We start from the raw sequence: 18,186 nt of genomic DNA, 5'->3' as shown, positions 1-18,186 counted from the left end.
ACGCGATACAAACTATTTGCCCCCTCCAAAAGAATGAATCAAGTCCCTCACTGCATATATTGAACTATACCTTTTCTTAAGGAGGGCTTCCTTAATGCGTACTCCTTTATCCTTCGATAAAGATACCGCCATATTGTTAGCTTCTTGTTGTGAGTTAACGTATGAACAATATAAACAAAATGGGATTTTCGAAATACCGGATGGTTTTCAATATGTACAAGGCTTTCAAGGAAAAACCATTCAAACGACAGAATGGTTCGGATTCATACTAGAATCTGAGGATACGATTATTGTAGCTTTTCGCGGAACACAAACAGATACAGACTGGATTATCGATTCACTCGTTAACCAAAAACCATACCCATATGCTTTAAACAGCGGAAATGTCCATAACGGCTTTCTTTCCATTTATGAATCTTGCCGAGATTCTATTATGGATATGCTCGTATCACTACCAGCCCATAAAAAACTCCTTGCAACAGGTCATAGCTTAGGCGGCGCGCTCGCCACACTACATATACTCGATGCGCGTATCAACACCGCCTTCGCACAGTACGGTCTTTATACATTTGCCTCTCCCAAAGTGGGCGATATTGCATTTCGTAATTATTATAAACTACAAGTAGCTAGTAGCTTTCGCTTCGTTAATCTATTTGATGTCGTTCCTCTTCTCCCTCCGCGCAATGTCCATTTTAATGACCAAGACTGGGAATATGCACACGTTCATCACAACATGACTTTTACAAAAAACACAAAATCTATTACAAATAATCATGCCATGACAACATACAAAACATGTCTGACTTCTCATTTTTAACCAGGTAATGATTGGAAACCCTATATCCTTATACTATAATAATATATGAAGTTATTTTTGGATGAGGGGACCTTACATGCTAAAATTTATCTTTGCACTTTTTCTCATTGTAATTTTTACGTTTACGGGTTTCTTTACATTTTCATACTTTGCGACTGGAGAATATGGTGGAACAGGTATCATGTATACTGCCATCCCATTTCTTTCTTAAGCAAAAAAGGAAAAACGAGCTTAATGAGATTAAGCTCGTTTTTTAGCAATTATATTCCTCTTTTAAAAGTGAATACACTTTGTCTCCATGAATAAAAGTCCCTTCAAAAGGGACTTTCACTTAATACTGTGTAACGGCATTACCAATACTCCAAATCTCATTACTATACTGTAAAATCGTTCGATCACTCGCAAAATGACCAGACTGTGCAATATTTAAAATCGACATTTCTAGCCACTTCGTTCGGTTTTCATACGCTCTACCGACAGCTTCTTGTCTTTCCGCATATGGACCAAAATCTCGCAGAACGAAGTATTCATCATTTTGAATTACGAGAGAATCATAAATCGCTTCAAATTCAGCTCCCGAATGTGCAAAGAAACCATTCGTTAACTGATCTACTACTTTTTTAATATGCATATTGTGGTGATAATAATCACTTGCACGATATCCACCATTTTGATAGTAATGAAGAACCTCTTCCGCTGTTAAGCCAAAAATGAAACAGTTATCATCACCGACCCGGTCTTTTATTTCAACATTAGCTCCGTCTAACGTTCCGAGTGTAATCGCACCATTCATCATAAATTTCATATTCCCTGTTCCTGATGCTTCTTTACTCGCAGTTGAAATTTGCTCACTCACATCCGCAGCTGGGAATATATCTTCCGCTAAAGACACTCGATAGTTTTCTAGAAAGATAACTTTCATATATTGGCTTACGTACGGATCATTATTCACTTTCCTTGCGAGTTCATTGATTAATTTAATAATTTTTTTCGCATAGTAATAGCCAGGTGATGCTTTCGCTCCAAAGATAAAAGTACGCGGATAAAATGTAAAACTAGCATCCTCTTTCAAACGGTTATACAAATATAAAATATGAAGAACGTTTAATAGTTGTCGTTTGTAAGCATGTAGTCTTTTTACTTGCACATCAAAAATAGAATTAGGATCAATTGTAATCCCCATTTTATTATGAATACGCTCCGCTAAAATCTCTTTACGCTCTTGTTTTACCTCTGCAAATTTCTCTTGAAAACTCGCATCATATTGAACTAATTGTAGCTCTTGAAGCTTAATCGGTTCTTTCTTCCACTCTGTTCCAATCGCCTCCGAAATAAGGTTTGTCAGCTGCGGATTCGCCTTCATTAACCAACGTCTATGAGCGATTCCATTCGTTTTATTATTAAACTTATCTGGATAAAACTCATAAAACAATCGCATTTCACGTTGCTTTAAAATTTCCGTATGAATTTTTGCTACACCATTTACGCTATGGCTACCGACAATTGCTAAATGAGCCATTTTCACAAGATCATGCGCAATAATCGCCATCTCTTCAATACGATGCCATTCATATGGATAACGTTCCCAAAGTTCACGACAGAAACGTTCATTAATCTCTTCAATAATCATATAAATTCTCGGTAATAACGGTTTAAAAATGTGAATTGGCCACTTCTCAAGCGCTTCTGATAACGTCGTATGATTCGTATAAGAAATCGTTTGTGTCGTTATGTGCCAAGCTTCTTCCCATGCTAGTTTTTCTTCATCTAATAAAATACGCATTAGTTCTGGAATCGCCAAAACTGGATGTGTATCATTAATATGAATCGCAATTTTCTCATGTAATTGACGAAGGTCACCATATCTTTCTCTATGCATACGAACGATATTTTGCAAACTTGCTGATACGAGGAAATACTGTTGCTTCAAACGAAGTATTTTCCCCTCATCATGCGTATCATCTGGATATAAAAACTCCGATACCGCCTCTGTTTCACGCTTATATTTCAAAATATCTTTGCAATTTTGCGGGAAAGGAACTGGTTCAGCATTCCAAAGTCTGAGTGTATTTACAGTACTCGTCTCATAACCTACTACTGGAACGTCATATGGTACTGCCATAATCACTTCTGCATTCGTATGCCTGAACTCTAAACGCCCGTCAATGTATAGCGGTTCAACATTGCCGAAATAACTTACTTCTACAGCTTGATCATGCCTTCTTACTTCCCATACGTTTTCATGCAGAAGCCACTGTTCTGGAAATTCAACTTGATAACCATCAACAATTTTTTGATCAAATAAGCCGTGCTTGTAACGAATTCCACAGCCATGACCTGGTAAGTTTAAAGATGCAAGTGAATCAAGGAAACAGGCTGCTAATCGTCCAAGTCCACCATTTCCAAGACCTGCATCTGCTTCCACCTCTTCTAACTGTTGCAAAGAAATCCCAAGCTCAGAAAGTCCTTGCTCACATACATCCCTGATGCCTAAATTTAATATGTTACTTCCAAGCAAACGCCCAAGTAAAAACTCAATGGATAAGTAATACATTTGCTTTTGCTCTCCAGACCGATAACTTTCGTTCGTTGCAATCCATTGACTATTCATATACTCACGTACCATGTACCCAAGCGTATTGTATTGATCACGAGTTGTAGAGTCTTTAAAACTTTTACCATACATCGTCTCTAACTTTTCTAGAAAAGCTGATTTGAAACTTTCAACATGAGTAAACATTTCTTCACCACCTACATGTTATTCCATGAGACTTTTATACAATTTCTTATAGGCAAGAGCTGATTTCTCCCAGCTATAATCTTCAGTCATCGCTTGTTTTACAAGCTGCTCCCATACCGGTTTATCATGATAAAATTCAATCGCACGAAGAACCGTGTGCAACATGTCATGCGCATTAAAGTTCGTGAAACTGAAACCATTTCCTTCTCCAGTTTCTTCGTCATAAGATTGTACAGTATCATTTAATCCGCCTGTCTCTCTTACAATCGGAATTGTACCGTACGCTAATGCGATAAGTTGTCCAAGTCCACACGGTTCAAATAGTGATGGCATTAAGAATAAATCACTTCCCGCATACACTTGGTGGGCTAGTTCTTCATTAAATCCGATATACACTTTTACCTTCTCAGGATACTCGTATGCCATCCACTCAAAGAATTGTTCATATTCAGAATCACCTGATCCTAAAATAATACATTGCACATCTTCCTCCATTATTTCGCGGAATACAGTACGTACTAAATCAAGACCTTTTTGCTTCGTTAATCTCGTTACCATCGAAATAATTGGTGTATCTTCTTTTTCTGGCAAACCAAAATAACGCTGCAAGGCGCGTTTATTTTCATTCTTTTCCTCTAATGACTCTGCATCATACTGAGCAGTAATATACGAATCTGTTTCTGGATTATATACGCTCGTATCAATTCCATTTACGATGCCGCTAAGCTTACCATTATTTTTTCGTAACAACCCATCTAACTTCTCACCGAAAAACTCATATTGAATTTCCTCTTTGTATGTCGGGCTAACCGCTGTAATTTGATCAGAAGCAATAATTCCGCCCTTCATAAAGTTCACATTTCCATAAAACTCTAGCTGCTCACTATGAAAATATTCATCACCAAGTTCTAACAAGTCGTACATCACTTCAGGAGGAAATACACCTTGGAACTGCAAATTATGAATCGTATACACCGTTTTAATATGCTCATATAATGGATTATCTTGATACTTTTCACGCAGTAAGAAATTCACCATAGCTGTATGCCAATCGTGGCTATGAAGAACATCCACTTCAAAATCAAGATGCGGAATACACTCTAAAACTGCTTTCGAAAAATAAGAAAAACGCTCTCCGTCATCATAATGACCATATAGAGAATCTCTCTTAAAATAATATTCATTATCTATTAAGTAATACGTAATCCCGTCTTGCTCACCTTTTAAAATTCCGCAATATTGATTTCTCCACCCAAGCGGGACGTTAATTACTTTATGTAACGTACATCCATCCCTTAATTTTTGCGGAATAAGACTATAATTTGGAAGTATAATGCGAACGTCCACGCCTAATTTTTTTAGCTCTTTTGGGAGCGCACCTGCTACATCAGCTAATCCTCCCGATTTAACAAATGGTACACATTCTGATACTGCAAATAAAATATTCACTTGTTGTCCCACTGCACGAAAAGCTTATACGACTTCCCTTGCAGCTTCCTCCCTTCGAGTTTTCATTTGAATGAATGCTTTAATCAGTGGAGGAAAAACCCCCACTGATTCTTTTAAGAATAACTATTAATCGTACTGTTTTGAATGCTTCCTTTTTCTACAACATATGGCTCATCGGCGTTTCCTTTTAGTACAACACCGTCACCAATTTTCACGTCTTTATCAATAATAACACCGTCTATTATACAGTTATCTCCAATTTTGCTCTTTTGCATAATAATGCTATTACGAACAATTGAGCCTTTTCCAATTTTAACAGAACGGGAGATAACACTATTTTCTACTTCTCCTTCAATAATACTGCCGTTTGCAATCATTGTATTTTTCACGGCTGCACCCTTCAGGTAACGAGTTGGTGGTTCATCTTTTACTTTCGTAAAGATCGGTGCTTCTTTCTTAAATAATTGCTTCCAAATAGCAGGTTGCAAAATTTCTAAGCTATGTTTATAGTAACTTTCAATTGAATCAATAATAGCTACATATCCTGTATGCTCATACGTAGCAATATGCAGTGATTTTCCGCGCTTTTCTCTCACTACATCAAATAAACTGTATTGCTCCACATCTTTATATGTCTCAAATAAATCTAACAATAATTGTTTCTTTAACACGTATGTTTGAAGCGAAACCCCTTCATGGCAAACTTCAGTAATATCAGCTGCCGTATGTATATGTCGCTCTAACACCGCTTGAAAATTTAATGCTGTTACGAGATGGCTATTCGTAATAACAACGTATTCTTCTCTAGCTCTTAAAAAATAATCAATATGTCTTCTAAAATGTGCAAAAGACCCAAATTCATCTTGGTCACATTGGCAATTTGGCGGGAATAAAAACAGTCCGTCTCTTTTTCTATCTAAATCCCACTGTTTTCCTGAACCAACATGGTCCATTAGTGAACGGTTTTTATGACTTGTAAAAACCGCTACACTATGAATATTAGAATTCACCATATTTGAAAGCATGAAATCAATGAGTCGATAACGGCCCCCAAATGGTAACGCCGCTAATGAACGATGCCCTGTTACTTTCTTTAAGGAAGGAAAACTTCCCGTTGCATTAATAATTCCTAACATTTTTTCTCCCATTCATTTCATCCCCCTTTTCTATTTCCCTTCAGCAATGAGTACTACATCGTCGACATTTTTTTCTGGACGAATAATTGTTCCATCTTCAATAACCATTTCCGATCCAACAATCGCTCTTTCAATCACAACATTTTTACCAATCTTCGCTCCTGGCATAACGACGGAATCAATAACCATACTACCTTCTTCCACCGTCACCCCTTGGAATAATACAGAATGCTTCACGTCCCCTTCAATGACGCATCCTTCGTTAATAAGTGATTCTTCTACTTTTGCCTTTTCTGCAATATATTGAGGTGGCTCATTTGGATTCACAGAATAAATACGCCAATTACGATCGTTTAAATTCAGCGATGTTTCATCGCGAAGTAAATCCATATTCGCTTCCCATAAGCTTTTCACCGTTCCAACATCTTTCCAATATCCTTCAAACGGATACGCCATCAGCTTTTTCCCTTCATCTAATAAAAGCGGAAGTACATCTTTTCCGAAATCATTACTAGATTCAGGATTTCTTGCATCCATCTCTAAATACTCTTTCAAAATTGCCCAGTTAAAAATATAAATTCCCATTGATGCAAGATTACTTCTTGGAAATTGCGGTTTCTCTTCAAATTCAACAATCTCCATCTCTTCGTTCGTATTCATAATACCGAAGCGACTCGCTTCATCCCACGGCACTTCAATAACAGAAATCGAAACGTCCGCTTCTTTCTCAATATGGTAATCTAGCATTTTACTGTAATCCATTTTATAAATATGATCGCCTGATAAAATCAGAACATACTCTGGTTCATATTGACTTAAATAGTTTAAGTTTTGATAAATGGCACTTGCTGTACCTGTGTACCACTTCACACCTGAAGACTCCGCATAAGGAGGTAACACTGTGACTCCACCGCTTACTCGGTCTAAATCCCAAGCATTGCCGATTCCGATATAATTATGAAGTTCGAGTGGTTGATATTGCGTCAAAATCCCAACCGTTTCAATACCAGAATTCGCACAGTTACTTAGCGTAAAGTCAATAATGCGATATTTACCACCAAATGGAACAGCTGGCTTGGCTAAATTTTTTGTTAATGCACTTAATCGACTACCTTTTCCCCCTGCTAGTAACATTGCTACGCACTTTTGCTTTTGAGCCATCTTGTTTTTTGCTCCCCTTTCTCGTCTTCACTGGTCGTAATATGGATACGCCAAATGGTGGAATTGTAATTTCTACATGTGCCGCTTGATTATGATACGGTTCTTGAATCGTCTTGAGACGTTTCTTATTCACTTGCCCCGATCCGCCATATTGCTCAGCGTCACTGTTTAAAATCTCGTTATAATACTCGAAATCTGGCAAACCTACTTTATAGTTTTCATATGTAGCTTTCGTAAAATTACATACGACAACTAACGCATCTTCTTGTTTATCCCCTTGGCGGATAAACGAGAAAATACTTTGCTCATGATTATTAGCATCTATCCACTGAAATCCTTCAGGTGAATGATCAAGCTGCCAAAGTGGTTTGGAGCGCTTATACAATGCTATGAGCTCTTTAAAGTAATCATGCATATAACGATGCATTTCAAAATCATGTAAATTCCAATCTAAATCTTCAAGGTCTTTCCACTCATCAAACTGCCCGAATTCTCCACCCATAAAGAGCAATTTCTTACCTGGATGAGTAAAGAAATATCCATATAATAAACGAAGTTGAGCAAACTTATCCCAGTAATCTCCTGGCATTTTATTTAATAACGACTTTTTCCCATGAACGACTTCATCATGAGAAAGCGGTAATATGAAATTTTCAGAGTAAGCATATATTAAAGAGAACGTCATTTTCTCATGAATATACTTCCTGTACTCAGGCGCACACTCCATATATTTCAGCACATCATTCATCCAGCCCATATTCCATTTGTAATTGAACCCAAGCCCACCTTCATACGTTGGAGCTGTTACAAGTGGCCAAGCTGTTGAATCTTCTGCTGTCATAAGAAAATCTTCATCTTCTGCAAACACCGCTTCATTTAACTCTCGTAAAAATGAAACAGCGTGCTCATTACTTTGCTCTTGTCCTTCTTTATTCCAGTACAGCATATTCGCAACTGCATCCACCCTGAAACCGTCAATGTGGAAATACTTCATCCAAAATAACGCATTTGAAATTAAAAAATTACGTACTTCCCTCTTCCCTAAATCAAAATTAACAGTTCCCCATACTAGGTTTTCTTGTACATCTATATCTTTATATTCATAAGTCGGTGTCCCATCAAACAAATATAAACCGTGAGCATCTTTACAAAAATGCCCCGGCACCCAATCTAAAATGACACCGATTCCATATTTATGACATTCATCGACAAAATACATCAAATCATGTGGCGTGCCGAATCTACTTGTCGCTGCATAATATCCCGTCCCTTGATATCCCCAAGAACGATCATATGGATGCTCAACAAGCGGCATAATTTCAATATGTGTAAATTGATGTTCCACCACATACGGAATGAGCTCCTCGGCCATTTCTCTATAAGAATACAGAGCGCCATCTTCTTTCTTTTTCCAAGAACCGAAATGTAATTCATAAACTGTCATCGCTTCTTTATAAATCGATTTTTTCTTTCTCTTACGAATCCAGTTTTTATCATTCCATTCATATCCCTCTATATCAAAAACTACAGATGCCGTATTTGGTCTTACTTCTGCATATACTGCGTAAGGATCTGCTTTTAAAATAACGTCACCATCCATCGTTTCAATCGCATACTTATATATCTCATTCTCTTCAATATGCGGTACAAACAAGGACCAAATCCCCTCTTCTGTCACTTGTAGCATCTTATGTTGCTCATAATCCCATTCATTAAAATCTCCAACAACACTCATTGCTTTCGCATGAGGAGCCCATACTGTGAATCGTACACCTCGCATCCCATCTTCCGTCACAATATGTGCCCCAAAGATGTTATAACTGTCATAGTACTTTTCTGTATGAAACTCATCTCGTTTCACTTCTTCACAATTTATTACATCCAATATGTTCACCTCACTAAGATGACAGAATTTTTTTACTCTTTATCATTTCTGCGAAAAACTGAAATATCCTTGTTATTTTTTAAAAAATATTCGTTTTTTCTTTAATTTCGCTTAAAATATTCAAATTTACTGTGTAAAATATCGAATTTTGACGAATATCCATTGCAAACGCTTCATTTCCTACTAGGCTTTCATCCTATTATTTATTTCTCAACCTTTATTTCATTAGATTGATTCTATTTTACTTGCTATTTATCACTTAAAATCACAACAAAATAATCTGTCATAAAAAAATGTTTCTCAACATTTTTTGTCACAATTTTATTGAAATGGAAAATTCATAAGCATATACTTGTTCTCAATAAAGAACTACGAACTCTCGCAAATATAATTCATACTGAAACACTATGTTTACTCTGTCCATGCTCCAAGAAAAAGTTTGATAAAAAATTAAATTAGGAGGCTTTCTTATGTCATTAAAACAAAAGGTTGGAATGGGAGTTGTCACAGCTTCACTTGGCTTATCCCTTACATTCGGCGGTGTATTCGCCTATTTCAGTGATTCTGAAACATCTAGTAACTCATTTCAAGCTGGTACACTAGATCTTTCTATTAACCCAAGTGTAATTGTTAATGTGAAAGATTTAAAACCAGGTGATTTGATTGAAAGAAACTTCAAGCTTGAAAATAAAGGAACATTGCATATTGCAAAAGTAGCACTTGAAACATCCTATGAAGTTACAGATGCAAAGCAAAATAATGATGGTGAAGATTTAGGCGATCACATCATCGTCAAATTTTTAGTGAATGATGGAAAGCCATCTAATCCAAACGATGATCATGAAATTTTGTGGGAAACAAAATTATCAGAATTAAAAACTATGAAACCGGAGGATGTAGCTACTTCTCTAGAACGTCATAACTTAATAGATGGTATTAAATCTGGTGAAACAGATTATTTACACGTTCTCTTCTCCTTTGAAGACAACGACCAAGATCAAAATAAATTCCAGGGTGATTCCCTGCAGCTAAACTGGACATTTCATGCAGAACAAACACCAGGCGTGGAGAAATAATTTTTAAAATATAAATTATCGGAGGCCTATATATGAAAAAGAAAAATCGTTTTGTTACCGGAATTGTGACGGCTGGCGTTCTATTTTCAACTGCCCTTCCGTTCAATGTACTTGCTGAAAACCCTATTAACCAAATTGACTCTTCAAACGCCCAGTCTTTACTATCAAAACTTTCTAAAGAACAGCGCCAAGCATTACAAACGTTAGATGCCAATCCTGGTTTTACTATTTCGCCAGATATTAATACGAGTAGTTCTGAACCAGTAAATATCATTGTAGAATTTCAAACTGCTCCAGTAAAGATTAATGAATTAAAACAAAAAGAAAAAGGATTACAAGCTGCTCCTGAAAATATAAAGGCACGTATTGATCAAGAACATGAGGAATTCCAAAAAGGATTAAAACGCCTTTATCAATTCAGCCCATCAGTAAAATCAGGGAATTTCCAGTCTGTACTAATTAAACGTTCTTATAAGCACGCTATAAATGGTGTTGCGCTAACGTTACCTGCAAATACAGTTGAAGAATTGTTACGCATTGGCGTTGTAAAACGTATTTGGAAAGATTACGAAGTGAAATTAAATTTACCAAAACAAGCAGAGCAGAAAGCACCTCAAAAACTAACAGATAGCATTCCCCAAATTGGGGTAGATAAGTTACATAGCGAGGGCATTACCGGAAAAGGAATTAAAGTTGGTGTACTAGATACAGGTATTGATTACAATCACCCTGACTTAAAAGACGTGTATAAAGGCTATCGCGCAAAATCGGGTGAGGATTCTAGTAAGGTAGACCCAAACTCCGTAAAAGGTTGGGACTTTATTAATAACGATGCAGATCCGATGGAAACAACTTATACAGAGTGGCAACAATCTGGCGCTCCTGAATTTGATGATCGCGGTTCTTCCTTCTATACTGCGCATGGTACTCACGTAGCAGGTATCGTTTCTGCTCAAAAGAAAAATAAATCAGATTCCGCAGTAAAAGGTGTTGCACCTGACATTGAACTGTATAACTATCGTGTACTAGGTCCTTACGGAAGCGGCGATAGTTCTGGTATTATTGCTGCAATCGATAAATCTATTTCTGACGGTATGAACGTCATTAACTTATCGTTAGGTGACGATAGCAACAATCCGCTTGATCCAACGTCTATCGCTGTCAATAACGCAATGCTTTCGGGCGTTGTTACAGTCGTTGCTGCCGGGAACTCTGGCCCAAATCCAGCGACACTTGGGTCACCAGGCGCTTCTCCATTTGCTATTACAGTTGGAGCAAGTGATAGCTCTATTTCCTTACCGAAACTATCCGGTCATGCTGGGCAATTACAATTCCCTAACCTAATTTTATTCGGCAAAAACTTCACTGATAAAATAGAGGATTTCAAAGGACAATCTCTCCCTATTGAATCTGTAGGAATCGGTACTCCTGACGAGTTTAGTAAAAAAGATGTAAAAGGAAAAATCGCTCTCGTTGCACGTGGTACAATCTCGTTTGATGAAAAAATCGCAAATGCGAAACAAGCTGGTGCAAAAGCAGTTATTATTTATAACAATGTGGATGGAGAAATTCCTTACTATATTGGCGAAAGTACAAAATACATTCCAGCATTCCGCCTAACGAAAGAAGATGGCGAAAAACTAAAAGCTCAAATTGAACAAGGCAAAACATCCTTAACTTTCGATGAAATAAATTATATTCAAACAGAAGGCGATCATCTTGCAGACTTTAGCTCACGCGGCCCTGTTACATCAAATGATGATATTAAACCTGATATTACAGCGCCTGGTGTTGCGGTACTTTCAACAGTACCTGAATATATTAACGACCCGCAAGAAGGTGAAAACTACGATGTTTCCTATGAACGTATGCAAGGAACATCCATGGCATCTCCTCATATCGCTGGCGTTGCTGCTCTTATTTTGCAAGAACACCCAGAATACTCTCCATTCGATGTAAAGGCATCTCTTATGAACACAGCTGATGATTTAAAAGAAAAGTATTCCGTATATGAAGTTGGAGCTGGACGAGTAGATGCTTATAACTCTGTTCACACGGAAACAAGTTTTAAAGTGTTAGATACGACAAAAACAATTGTCAATGATGAAGTGATTGAAGTACCAGACGAAACTGGATCCATTGCATTCGGTAAATACTATCAAAAAGACGGGGAATCCATTGAACAAAAACGAAAAATTAAAATTGAAAACCGCAATAAACAAGAGAAGAAAGAATTTAAAACAGAAATTTCTTATACACCAGCTTCTTCTGCCATTAATGACGCTACCGCAAACGGTGTAAAAATTTCTACTTCTGAAACAATTACGATTGATGCTGGTAAATCAGATGAAATTGAAGCAAAAATTAATATTCCTGCTGGTGCAAAGCAAGGCCGATATGAAGGATATATTCATATTACAAATACGAAAAATAAAGAAGAAACGTATCAAATTCCGTTCTCTATTCGTGTGTCAGAGCCTGGTATTGAAAATGCACTATTATCAAGAAAAACAATCTCAACTGATACATCTACATTCAATCCATACCGCGAATCATATGTTCACGGGGCGTTCCAATTAAATAGCGAACTTGAAACGTTAGATCTTATCGTGAAAGATTCCAAAACAAATAAAGCACTTGGCTTCATCGGAACATTAAACACGAGTGGATTAAAAACAGATGTGTATTACTATTTAGATTCATTCTTTAACGGCAGAGTGTATCCTTTTACAAATGATCCTGCAAAACCAATTGGTGATGAAAAAATCGACTTACCAGAAGGAGATTACACAATTGAATTTGTTGGCTACGATAAAGCCGGGAAAGCACGTGTGAAAGGTGATTATGTCGTAATTGATAATACACCGCCAGAAGTGAAATTAACTGGATTACAGCCTGGTATTTATGAATTAAATGAAGAAAACTATACAGTAGAAGACGGTAAAAAAGCACTATGGGTTAAAGGAAATGTATATGATTCTAACGTTGACTACTTAAGAGGAAAAGGATTAAACATTACGCAAGAAGCGAACGGCGTTATGTACTATGACTATTCTCCCTACTTGCACAAGTTTTTACCTATTACTGAAAATGGTGACTTTAAAGTTGGTATTACACCTGATTCCTTTAAAACTGAAGGTCCAATGAACACAGGCGTATATATTTTCGATTATGCAACTGCAGGTCCTGACTATCCAAGCGGTGTAAATAACTATTGGTTTATTCCGCAAGGTGCTCAATATGCAAAAGCTAGTTATGATAAAAAAGAATTATATAAAGATGATGAATTCACTGTGACACTAAACGCCAAACATGTGAAACAATTTGTATCTGGAGAATTTAACGTAAAATTCCTAGAGAAGAACTTCAAATTTGCAAATGCGAAATTGAATCCTACTTTTGAAAAACTCCTTTCTGAAAAAGGGGTAACCGCAAAAGTAAATGAGCCGAAACTAGAAGAAGGTTCTGTTACAGTAGGCGGAGCTATCGATGATAAAAACTTCGCCGGATTAGATGGTGACTTCCCGTTCATTGATGTAACTTTCAAGGTAGAAAATGATGAGTTTTATGAAGCAAATGCTCAATTAGATTTACCGGTGTTCGTTTACTGGAAACAAGGTGAATCAGAGCCAAGCAGAATGCGTGTGCTTCAAGATCAAACATTCTCAGTTATGTCTTTAAACTCAAAAGTAGAAGGAAATATTAAACCTGGTGCATTCTTAAATGAACGTGGATATTTAGATGAGAAATTTGATTATACAAAGCTTGGTGTAAAAGTATATGCAACAGATTCTTACCGTCATAAGTTTGAAGGCTCACTTGATAAATACGGTTACTTCAAATTGAATGGACTTCCTGTTAATAAACGTGATTATAACTTATACGTGGAGGTTCCAGGACATTTAACAAGCCGACTAACTACAAAACTAGGTACTGAAAAAGATGGTAAACTACTTGGTCAATATTATTATGCACGACCTGACGAAAACCTTGCTGGCGATGTAAATGCTGATAAAGTAATTGATATGAAAGATGCTGAAATTATCGCTAGCAACTATGGTAAAAAAGGACTATCTGTGAAAGACGGCGACCTTAACAAAGATGGCATTGTCGACGAAAAAGATATTCGTTTCGTTGAAAAGAACTTCTTGAAAAAAGGACCAGATGCATCTAAATCACAAATACCTGTTGAAAAATCAAAAAGCGGTACACTGGCAGATATTTTAAAGAAATTAGGATTAACACCTAAAAAATAATAATAAAGAGCACTCTATATAAAGTAGAGTGCTCTTTTCTATAAACGACCCTTATCCAGCAAAAGGGGTATATTGGGGATATACAAGGGAAACCGGAAAAGGAATTTATATTAAATTATATAAAAACTCAGAGGTAGGAAGCAGTTTCCCGCCTCTGAATTATTTAGCAATTATTATAGTACTGGTGCCATTGTTTCTTTTAATACTTTTACAGAATGAGCGAATTTCGCTTTTTCTTCTTCATTTAGCTCAAGTTCTACGATTTCACGTACACCTTCGCGGTTAATAACAGCTGGAACACCTACGAAAGCATCTTTCTCACCATATTGTCCTTCAAGGTATGCAGATACAGTTAATACGCTGTTCTCGTTGCTTAAGATTGCTTTAGTTACACGAAGTAGTGACATACCGATTCCGTAGTAAGTTGCACCTTTACGCTCGATGATATGGTAAGCTGCATCGCGTACATTTTCGAAGATTTTATCTAAGTCTTCTTGTTTGTACTGTTCGTTGTTAGCTAAGATTGTTTCTAGTTTTTGTACACCGATAGTAGCGTGGCTCCATACTGGAAGTTCAGTGTCACCGTGTTCACCAACGATGTAAGCATGAACGTTACGTGGATCTACATCTAAGTAGTCACCTAACATGTAACGGAAACGAGCAGAGTCTAAAGTAGTACCAGAACCGATTACGCGCTCTTTTGGTAAACCAGATTCTTTCCAAGTTACGTAAGTTAAAATATCAACTGGGTTAGTTGCGATTAAGAAGATTCCATCGAACCCGCTATCCATAATGCCGCGAACGATTTGTTTAAAGATCTTTGTATTTTTCTCAACTAAGTCTAAACGAGTTTCACCTGGCTTTTGTGGTAATCCAGCAGTGATAACAACTAGATCTGCATCTTTACAATCTGCATAGCTACCGCTCCAAACTTTTGTTGGTGATGGAGAGAATGGTACCGCATGGCTTAAGTCCATTGCTTCCCCTTCTGCTTTTGCTTCATTAACATCTACTAATACGAATTCTTCAGCTACACCTTGGTTGATCATTGAGTAAGCGTAACTACAACCTACAGCTCCTGTTCCTACTAATACTACACGATTGATACCTTTTTTCATGGTAATTTCCCCTCTCTATTGTTCACATATATTTTTTATGATTGTTTAAGTAATTAATTAAAATACTAATTTAATGTTGTTTAACTTCTTTACATTCATATTGTAGCACGTATTATTGTGAATTACTTCACAAATTATGGCCTATTTGTGAACTTTTTCACATAGAGTGTAAAGTTGATGGAATAGGTGTGGAATCCATCTCAATGGAGACGTTTTCTTTAGATTGTGAAAGGGATTTTCTTATGTTTTTGTCGGTAAGTGAAATTATATCAGCGATTTTTTAAATATATGGACCGTAACTCCAAATATATCAGCGATTTTTGCAATATATCGACTTACCGACAAAAACCGACAATGATAACAGCATAACAAACGCCATCCTTTCTGTATATTTCTACAAAAAGAATAGCGTCTTTTGATTATATGGATACAAATTTATCTTAGCTGGACAGCGATGTTTTTTCCATACACGTCAAATTAACATACCGTCACTTATTAACAGTCAATAAACATGTGAACCTAGCAAAGCTCTTTAATTATTGTAGCAACACAGTCGTTTTTAAATCTTCAGCACCTCCATTTTTTAATGTATCATTTAGATCACTAAGATACGTAGGTTCAATTGTTAAGGATTTTGGAGGATTATCCATTGGTGGAAGAGCTAAAACAATATGGTGTCCGTATAGTCCCGTGCTACCAACTTGCAAGCTGACTCCTTCGTAGATTTTTCCTTTATCATCAGTTACGGTATAATCAAGTGCTGGCCAGCTATCATTAGCTTCCATTTCTTTTGGATAATCAAAGGTCAAATCAATCCTCGTTGAAAGTGAAGAAAAGGTTACTTGATTTACTGTTAATGCATATAAATTATCTTTCGTTGATGTTTTTATATTAGGAGTGAATTTATGAATCTCACCTTCAACTTTTGTAAGAGGAAATGCTACGTTCCATATTCCTGTTTGTTCAAATAAATCTTTCCCATGGACGGAAACATCAATTTTATCACCAAATTCACCGTAATTAGCCAGAGTAAATTCATGCTGCTCAATAATGGTGTTTTGTCCTTTTGACTTCTGTGAAGTAGAACCAATTGCAGCTCTGACTTCTTTCCCATTAATGGTTATATAACTAAATCCAGCTTTCTCTTCATTACTTTTGGAAATAGGATTCTCTCCTTTGTATTCCACCGTGACCACTAAACGTCCACCATCGTAAACAGCTTCTTTCACATTCATCGTTAAACCACTATGACTATCTCGTCTCTCAATTGATGTGGCAAGCTCATCCTTTTCAATTTTATCAGAAGCAATATCATTAAATTGTGCATAAATGGAGCCTATAACTGGAACACCCGATAATGTCTTTGCCATGGTAGGAGAAATGAATCCAAAACCTAAGAGAGAAACACATATTCCACAAGCAATAAGACTAGAATACTTAATTGTTTTTTTTCTACGGTACTGATTTTTCTTAGCTTGAAGCATGGCTGTTTTTTCTCTTTGAATTAACCGATCTTCTGGTATAGGAATATCATTGATATGGTGATTAATTTCTTCTTTATTCATAACTATATCCCTCCTTTAAAATGGGGCGTAAGGCTTGCTTTGCTCGATGTAATTGAGATTTTACCTTTCCTTCTGGAGAATTAAGAACCTCAGCAATTTCCTTAATAGATAAATCGTGATAATACCTTAATAAAATAATGGTTTTGTAAGTAGGATCTAAGAAATTAAATGCCTCGGTTAAATCCAGCGATTGCTCTAATTTATTCATGCTCTCTTCTGTACATAAATTAGATAACATTTCATCATTCGCAACAAATTGTCTAGAGGACTTTCTTACAAAATCAATGGATTTAAAAACAAGAATTTTAGTAATCCAACTTTGAAATTTCTCCGGCTTTTTTAATTTTCTCAATGAAAGATATGCTTCATAAATTGTTTCTTGGTATATATCCAGTGCATCTTGTTCATTTCTTACATAAGAATAGGCTGTTCGATATAGCTTTGGGCGAACAAAAGTAATAAGTTGTTCAAATGCTTGATCATTTCCTCTTGTTGCTTGGTTTACTAGATAGGCTATGTCCATTTTTATTTCTTCCTCCCTTTACTAATATAGTCGAATGAGAGAATAAAAAGGTTGCAAAAATAAATGCATATATATAAATCTCCTACAACTTATTGCAATAATTACTATCAAGCATTAAAGACACAAAAAACCCATAAAAAAAAGCAGACTATCCAAAGTCCGCTTTTACACAACAAAAAAGAGATAGCAGATTATGCTATCTCTTTTAGTATGACCCGTACGGGATTCGAACCCGTGTTACCGCCGTGAAAGGGCGGTGTCTTAACCACTTGACCAACGGGCCAATTCTGGCAGAGAAGAAGGGATTCGAACCCTCGCACCGCGTTCGCGATCTACTCCCTTAGCAGGGGAGCCCCTTGAGCCACTTGGGTACTTCTCTATAATATGGCTCCGCAGGTAGGACTCGAACCTACGACCGATCGGTTAACAGCCGATAGCTCTACCACTGAGCTACTGCGGA

12 protein-coding genes and 3 tRNA genes are annotated in these 18,186 nt (G+C 36.7%); 4 read left to right on the top strand and 11 right to left on the bottom strand.

Annotated features, from left to right (window positions below):
• Positions 1 to 94: 94 nt before the first annotated feature.
• Both RBB48_RS18920 and RBB48_RS18915 read left to right on the top strand, forming a co-directional pair.
• Entirely contained in the window at positions 95 to 817 is a 723-nt protein-coding gene (locus tag RBB48_RS18920; protein WP_001260119.1) for a lipase family protein, read from the top strand.
• Between the two features lie 76 nt (positions 818 to 893).
• Positions 894 to 1,028, top strand: coding sequence for a hypothetical protein (locus RBB48_RS18915; protein ID WP_002015803.1), 135 nt, complete (start codon positions 894 to 896; stop codon positions 1,026 to 1,028).
• 120 nt (positions 1,029 to 1,148) lie between these two features.
• Here RBB48_RS18915 and glgP read toward each other — a convergent pair whose 3' ends face one another.
• From glgP to glgB, 5 genes are all read right to left on the bottom strand, one after another.
• On the bottom strand, positions 1,149 to 3,557 hold the full coding sequence (gene glgP / locus RBB48_RS18910) for a glycogen phosphorylase (protein ID WP_306007974.1): 2,409 nt from the start codon (positions 3,555 to 3,557) through the stop codon (positions 1,149 to 1,151).
• An 18-nt stretch (positions 3,558 to 3,575) separates the two neighbouring features.
• Positions 3,576 to 5,006: a glycogen synthase GlgA gene (glgA, locus tag RBB48_RS18905; protein WP_002203738.1), complete on the bottom strand. Its 1,431-nt coding sequence runs from the start codon at positions 5,004 to 5,006 to the stop codon at positions 3,576 to 3,578.
• Between the two features lie 113 nt (positions 5,007 to 5,119).
• Entirely contained in the window at positions 5,120 to 6,154 is a 1,035-nt protein-coding gene (gene glgD / locus RBB48_RS18900) for a glucose-1-phosphate adenylyltransferase subunit GlgD (protein WP_000504142.1), read from the bottom strand.
• 18 nt (positions 6,155 to 6,172) lie between these two features.
• Positions 6,173 to 7,303, bottom strand: coding sequence for a glucose-1-phosphate adenylyltransferase (gene glgC, locus RBB48_RS18895; protein ID WP_000057613.1), 1,131 nt, complete (start codon positions 7,301 to 7,303; stop codon positions 6,173 to 6,175).
• A complete protein-coding gene (gene glgB / locus RBB48_RS18890; RefSeq protein ID WP_060486611.1) occupies positions 7,251 to 9,188 on the bottom strand; it encodes a 1,4-alpha-glucan branching protein GlgB in 1,938 nt (645 codons plus the stop codon). Before glgB ends, glgC begins: the two co-directional genes overlap by 53 nt.
• Before the next feature lie 470 nt (positions 9,189 to 9,658).
• Here glgB and RBB48_RS18885 point away from each other — a divergent pair, with 470 nt between their 5' ends.
• Both RBB48_RS18885 and RBB48_RS18880 read left to right on the top strand, forming a co-directional pair.
• On the top strand, positions 9,659 to 10,264 hold the full coding sequence (locus RBB48_RS18885) for a CalY family protein (RefSeq protein WP_088064688.1): 606 nt from the start codon (positions 9,659 to 9,661) through the stop codon (positions 10,262 to 10,264).
• Positions 10,265 to 10,296: 32 nt separating this feature from the next.
• Positions 10,297 to 14,520, top strand: coding sequence for a S8 family serine peptidase (locus RBB48_RS18880; RefSeq protein WP_199695581.1), 4,224 nt, complete (start codon positions 10,297 to 10,299; stop codon positions 14,518 to 14,520).
• A gap of 173 nt (positions 14,521 to 14,693) precedes the next feature.
• On the opposite strand, the gene RBB48_RS18875 is transcribed toward RBB48_RS18880, so the two are convergent.
• From RBB48_RS18875 to RBB48_RS18850, 6 genes are all read right to left on the bottom strand, one after another.
• On the bottom strand, positions 14,694 to 15,638 hold the full coding sequence (locus tag RBB48_RS18875) for an L-lactate dehydrogenase (RefSeq protein ID WP_060632710.1): 945 nt from the start codon (positions 15,636 to 15,638) through the stop codon (positions 14,694 to 14,696).
• Between the two features lie 536 nt (positions 15,639 to 16,174).
• Entirely contained in the window at positions 16,175 to 17,203 is a 1,029-nt protein-coding gene (locus tag RBB48_RS18870) for a DUF4179 domain-containing protein (protein WP_088064690.1), read from the bottom strand.
• Positions 17,196 to 17,726 carry a sigma-70 family RNA polymerase sigma factor gene (locus tag RBB48_RS18865; protein WP_306007973.1) on the bottom strand — a complete coding sequence of 177 codons (531 nt, stop codon included), beginning with the start codon at positions 17,724 to 17,726 and terminating at the stop codon, positions 17,196 to 17,198. Before RBB48_RS18865 ends, RBB48_RS18870 begins: the two co-directional genes overlap by 8 nt.
• A 211-nt stretch (positions 17,727 to 17,937) precedes the next feature.
• Positions 17,938 to 18,009: transfer RNA gene (locus RBB48_RS18860), tRNA-Glu, on the bottom strand.
• Between the two features lie 5 nt (positions 18,010 to 18,014).
• Positions 18,015 to 18,105: transfer RNA gene (locus RBB48_RS18855), tRNA-Ser, on the bottom strand.
• A gap of 6 nt (positions 18,106 to 18,111) precedes the next feature.
• A tRNA-Asn gene (locus tag RBB48_RS18850) sits at positions 18,112 to 18,186 on the bottom strand.

Source organism: Bacillus sp. MMSF_3353, from assembly GCF_030733445.1.
Taxonomy (GTDB): domain Bacteria; phylum Bacillota; class Bacilli; order Bacillales; family Bacillaceae_G; genus Bacillus_A; species Bacillus_A wiedmannii.
This window is presented reverse-complemented; position numbering and strand designations above follow the sequence as displayed.

Coding starts and splice junctions, on each gene's coding strand:
- RBB48_RS18920 (WP_001260119.1), top strand. CDS start 95: ATGCGTACTCCTTTATCCTTCGATAAAGATACCGCCATATTGTTAGCT.
- RBB48_RS18915 (WP_002015803.1), top strand. CDS start 894: ATGCTAAAATTTATCTTTGCACTTTTTCTCATTGTAATTTTTACGTTT.
- glgP (WP_306007974.1), bottom strand. CDS start 3,557: ATGTTTACTCATGTTGAAAGTTTCAAATCAGCTTTTCTAGAAAAGTTA.
- glgD (WP_000504142.1), bottom strand. CDS start 6,154: ATGGGAGAAAAAATGTTAGGAATTATTAATGCAACGGGAAGTTTTCCT.
- glgC (WP_000057613.1), bottom strand. CDS start 7,303: ATGGCTCAAAAGCAAAAGTGCGTAGCAATGTTACTAGCAGGGGGAAAA.
- RBB48_RS18885 (WP_088064688.1), top strand. CDS start 9,659: ATGTCATTAAAACAAAAGGTTGGAATGGGAGTTGTCACAGCTTCACTT.
- RBB48_RS18880 (WP_199695581.1), top strand. CDS start 10,297: ATGAAAAAGAAAAATCGTTTTGTTACCGGAATTGTGACGGCTGGCGTT.
- RBB48_RS18875 (WP_060632710.1), bottom strand. CDS start 15,638: ATGAAAAAAGGTATCAATCGTGTAGTATTAGTAGGAACAGGAGCTGTA.
- RBB48_RS18870 (WP_088064690.1), bottom strand. CDS start 17,203: ATGAATAAAGAAGAAATTAATCACCATATCAATGATATTCCTATACCA.
- RBB48_RS18865 (WP_306007973.1), bottom strand. CDS start 17,726: ATGGACATAGCCTATCTAGTAAACCAAGCAACAAGAGGAAATGATCAA.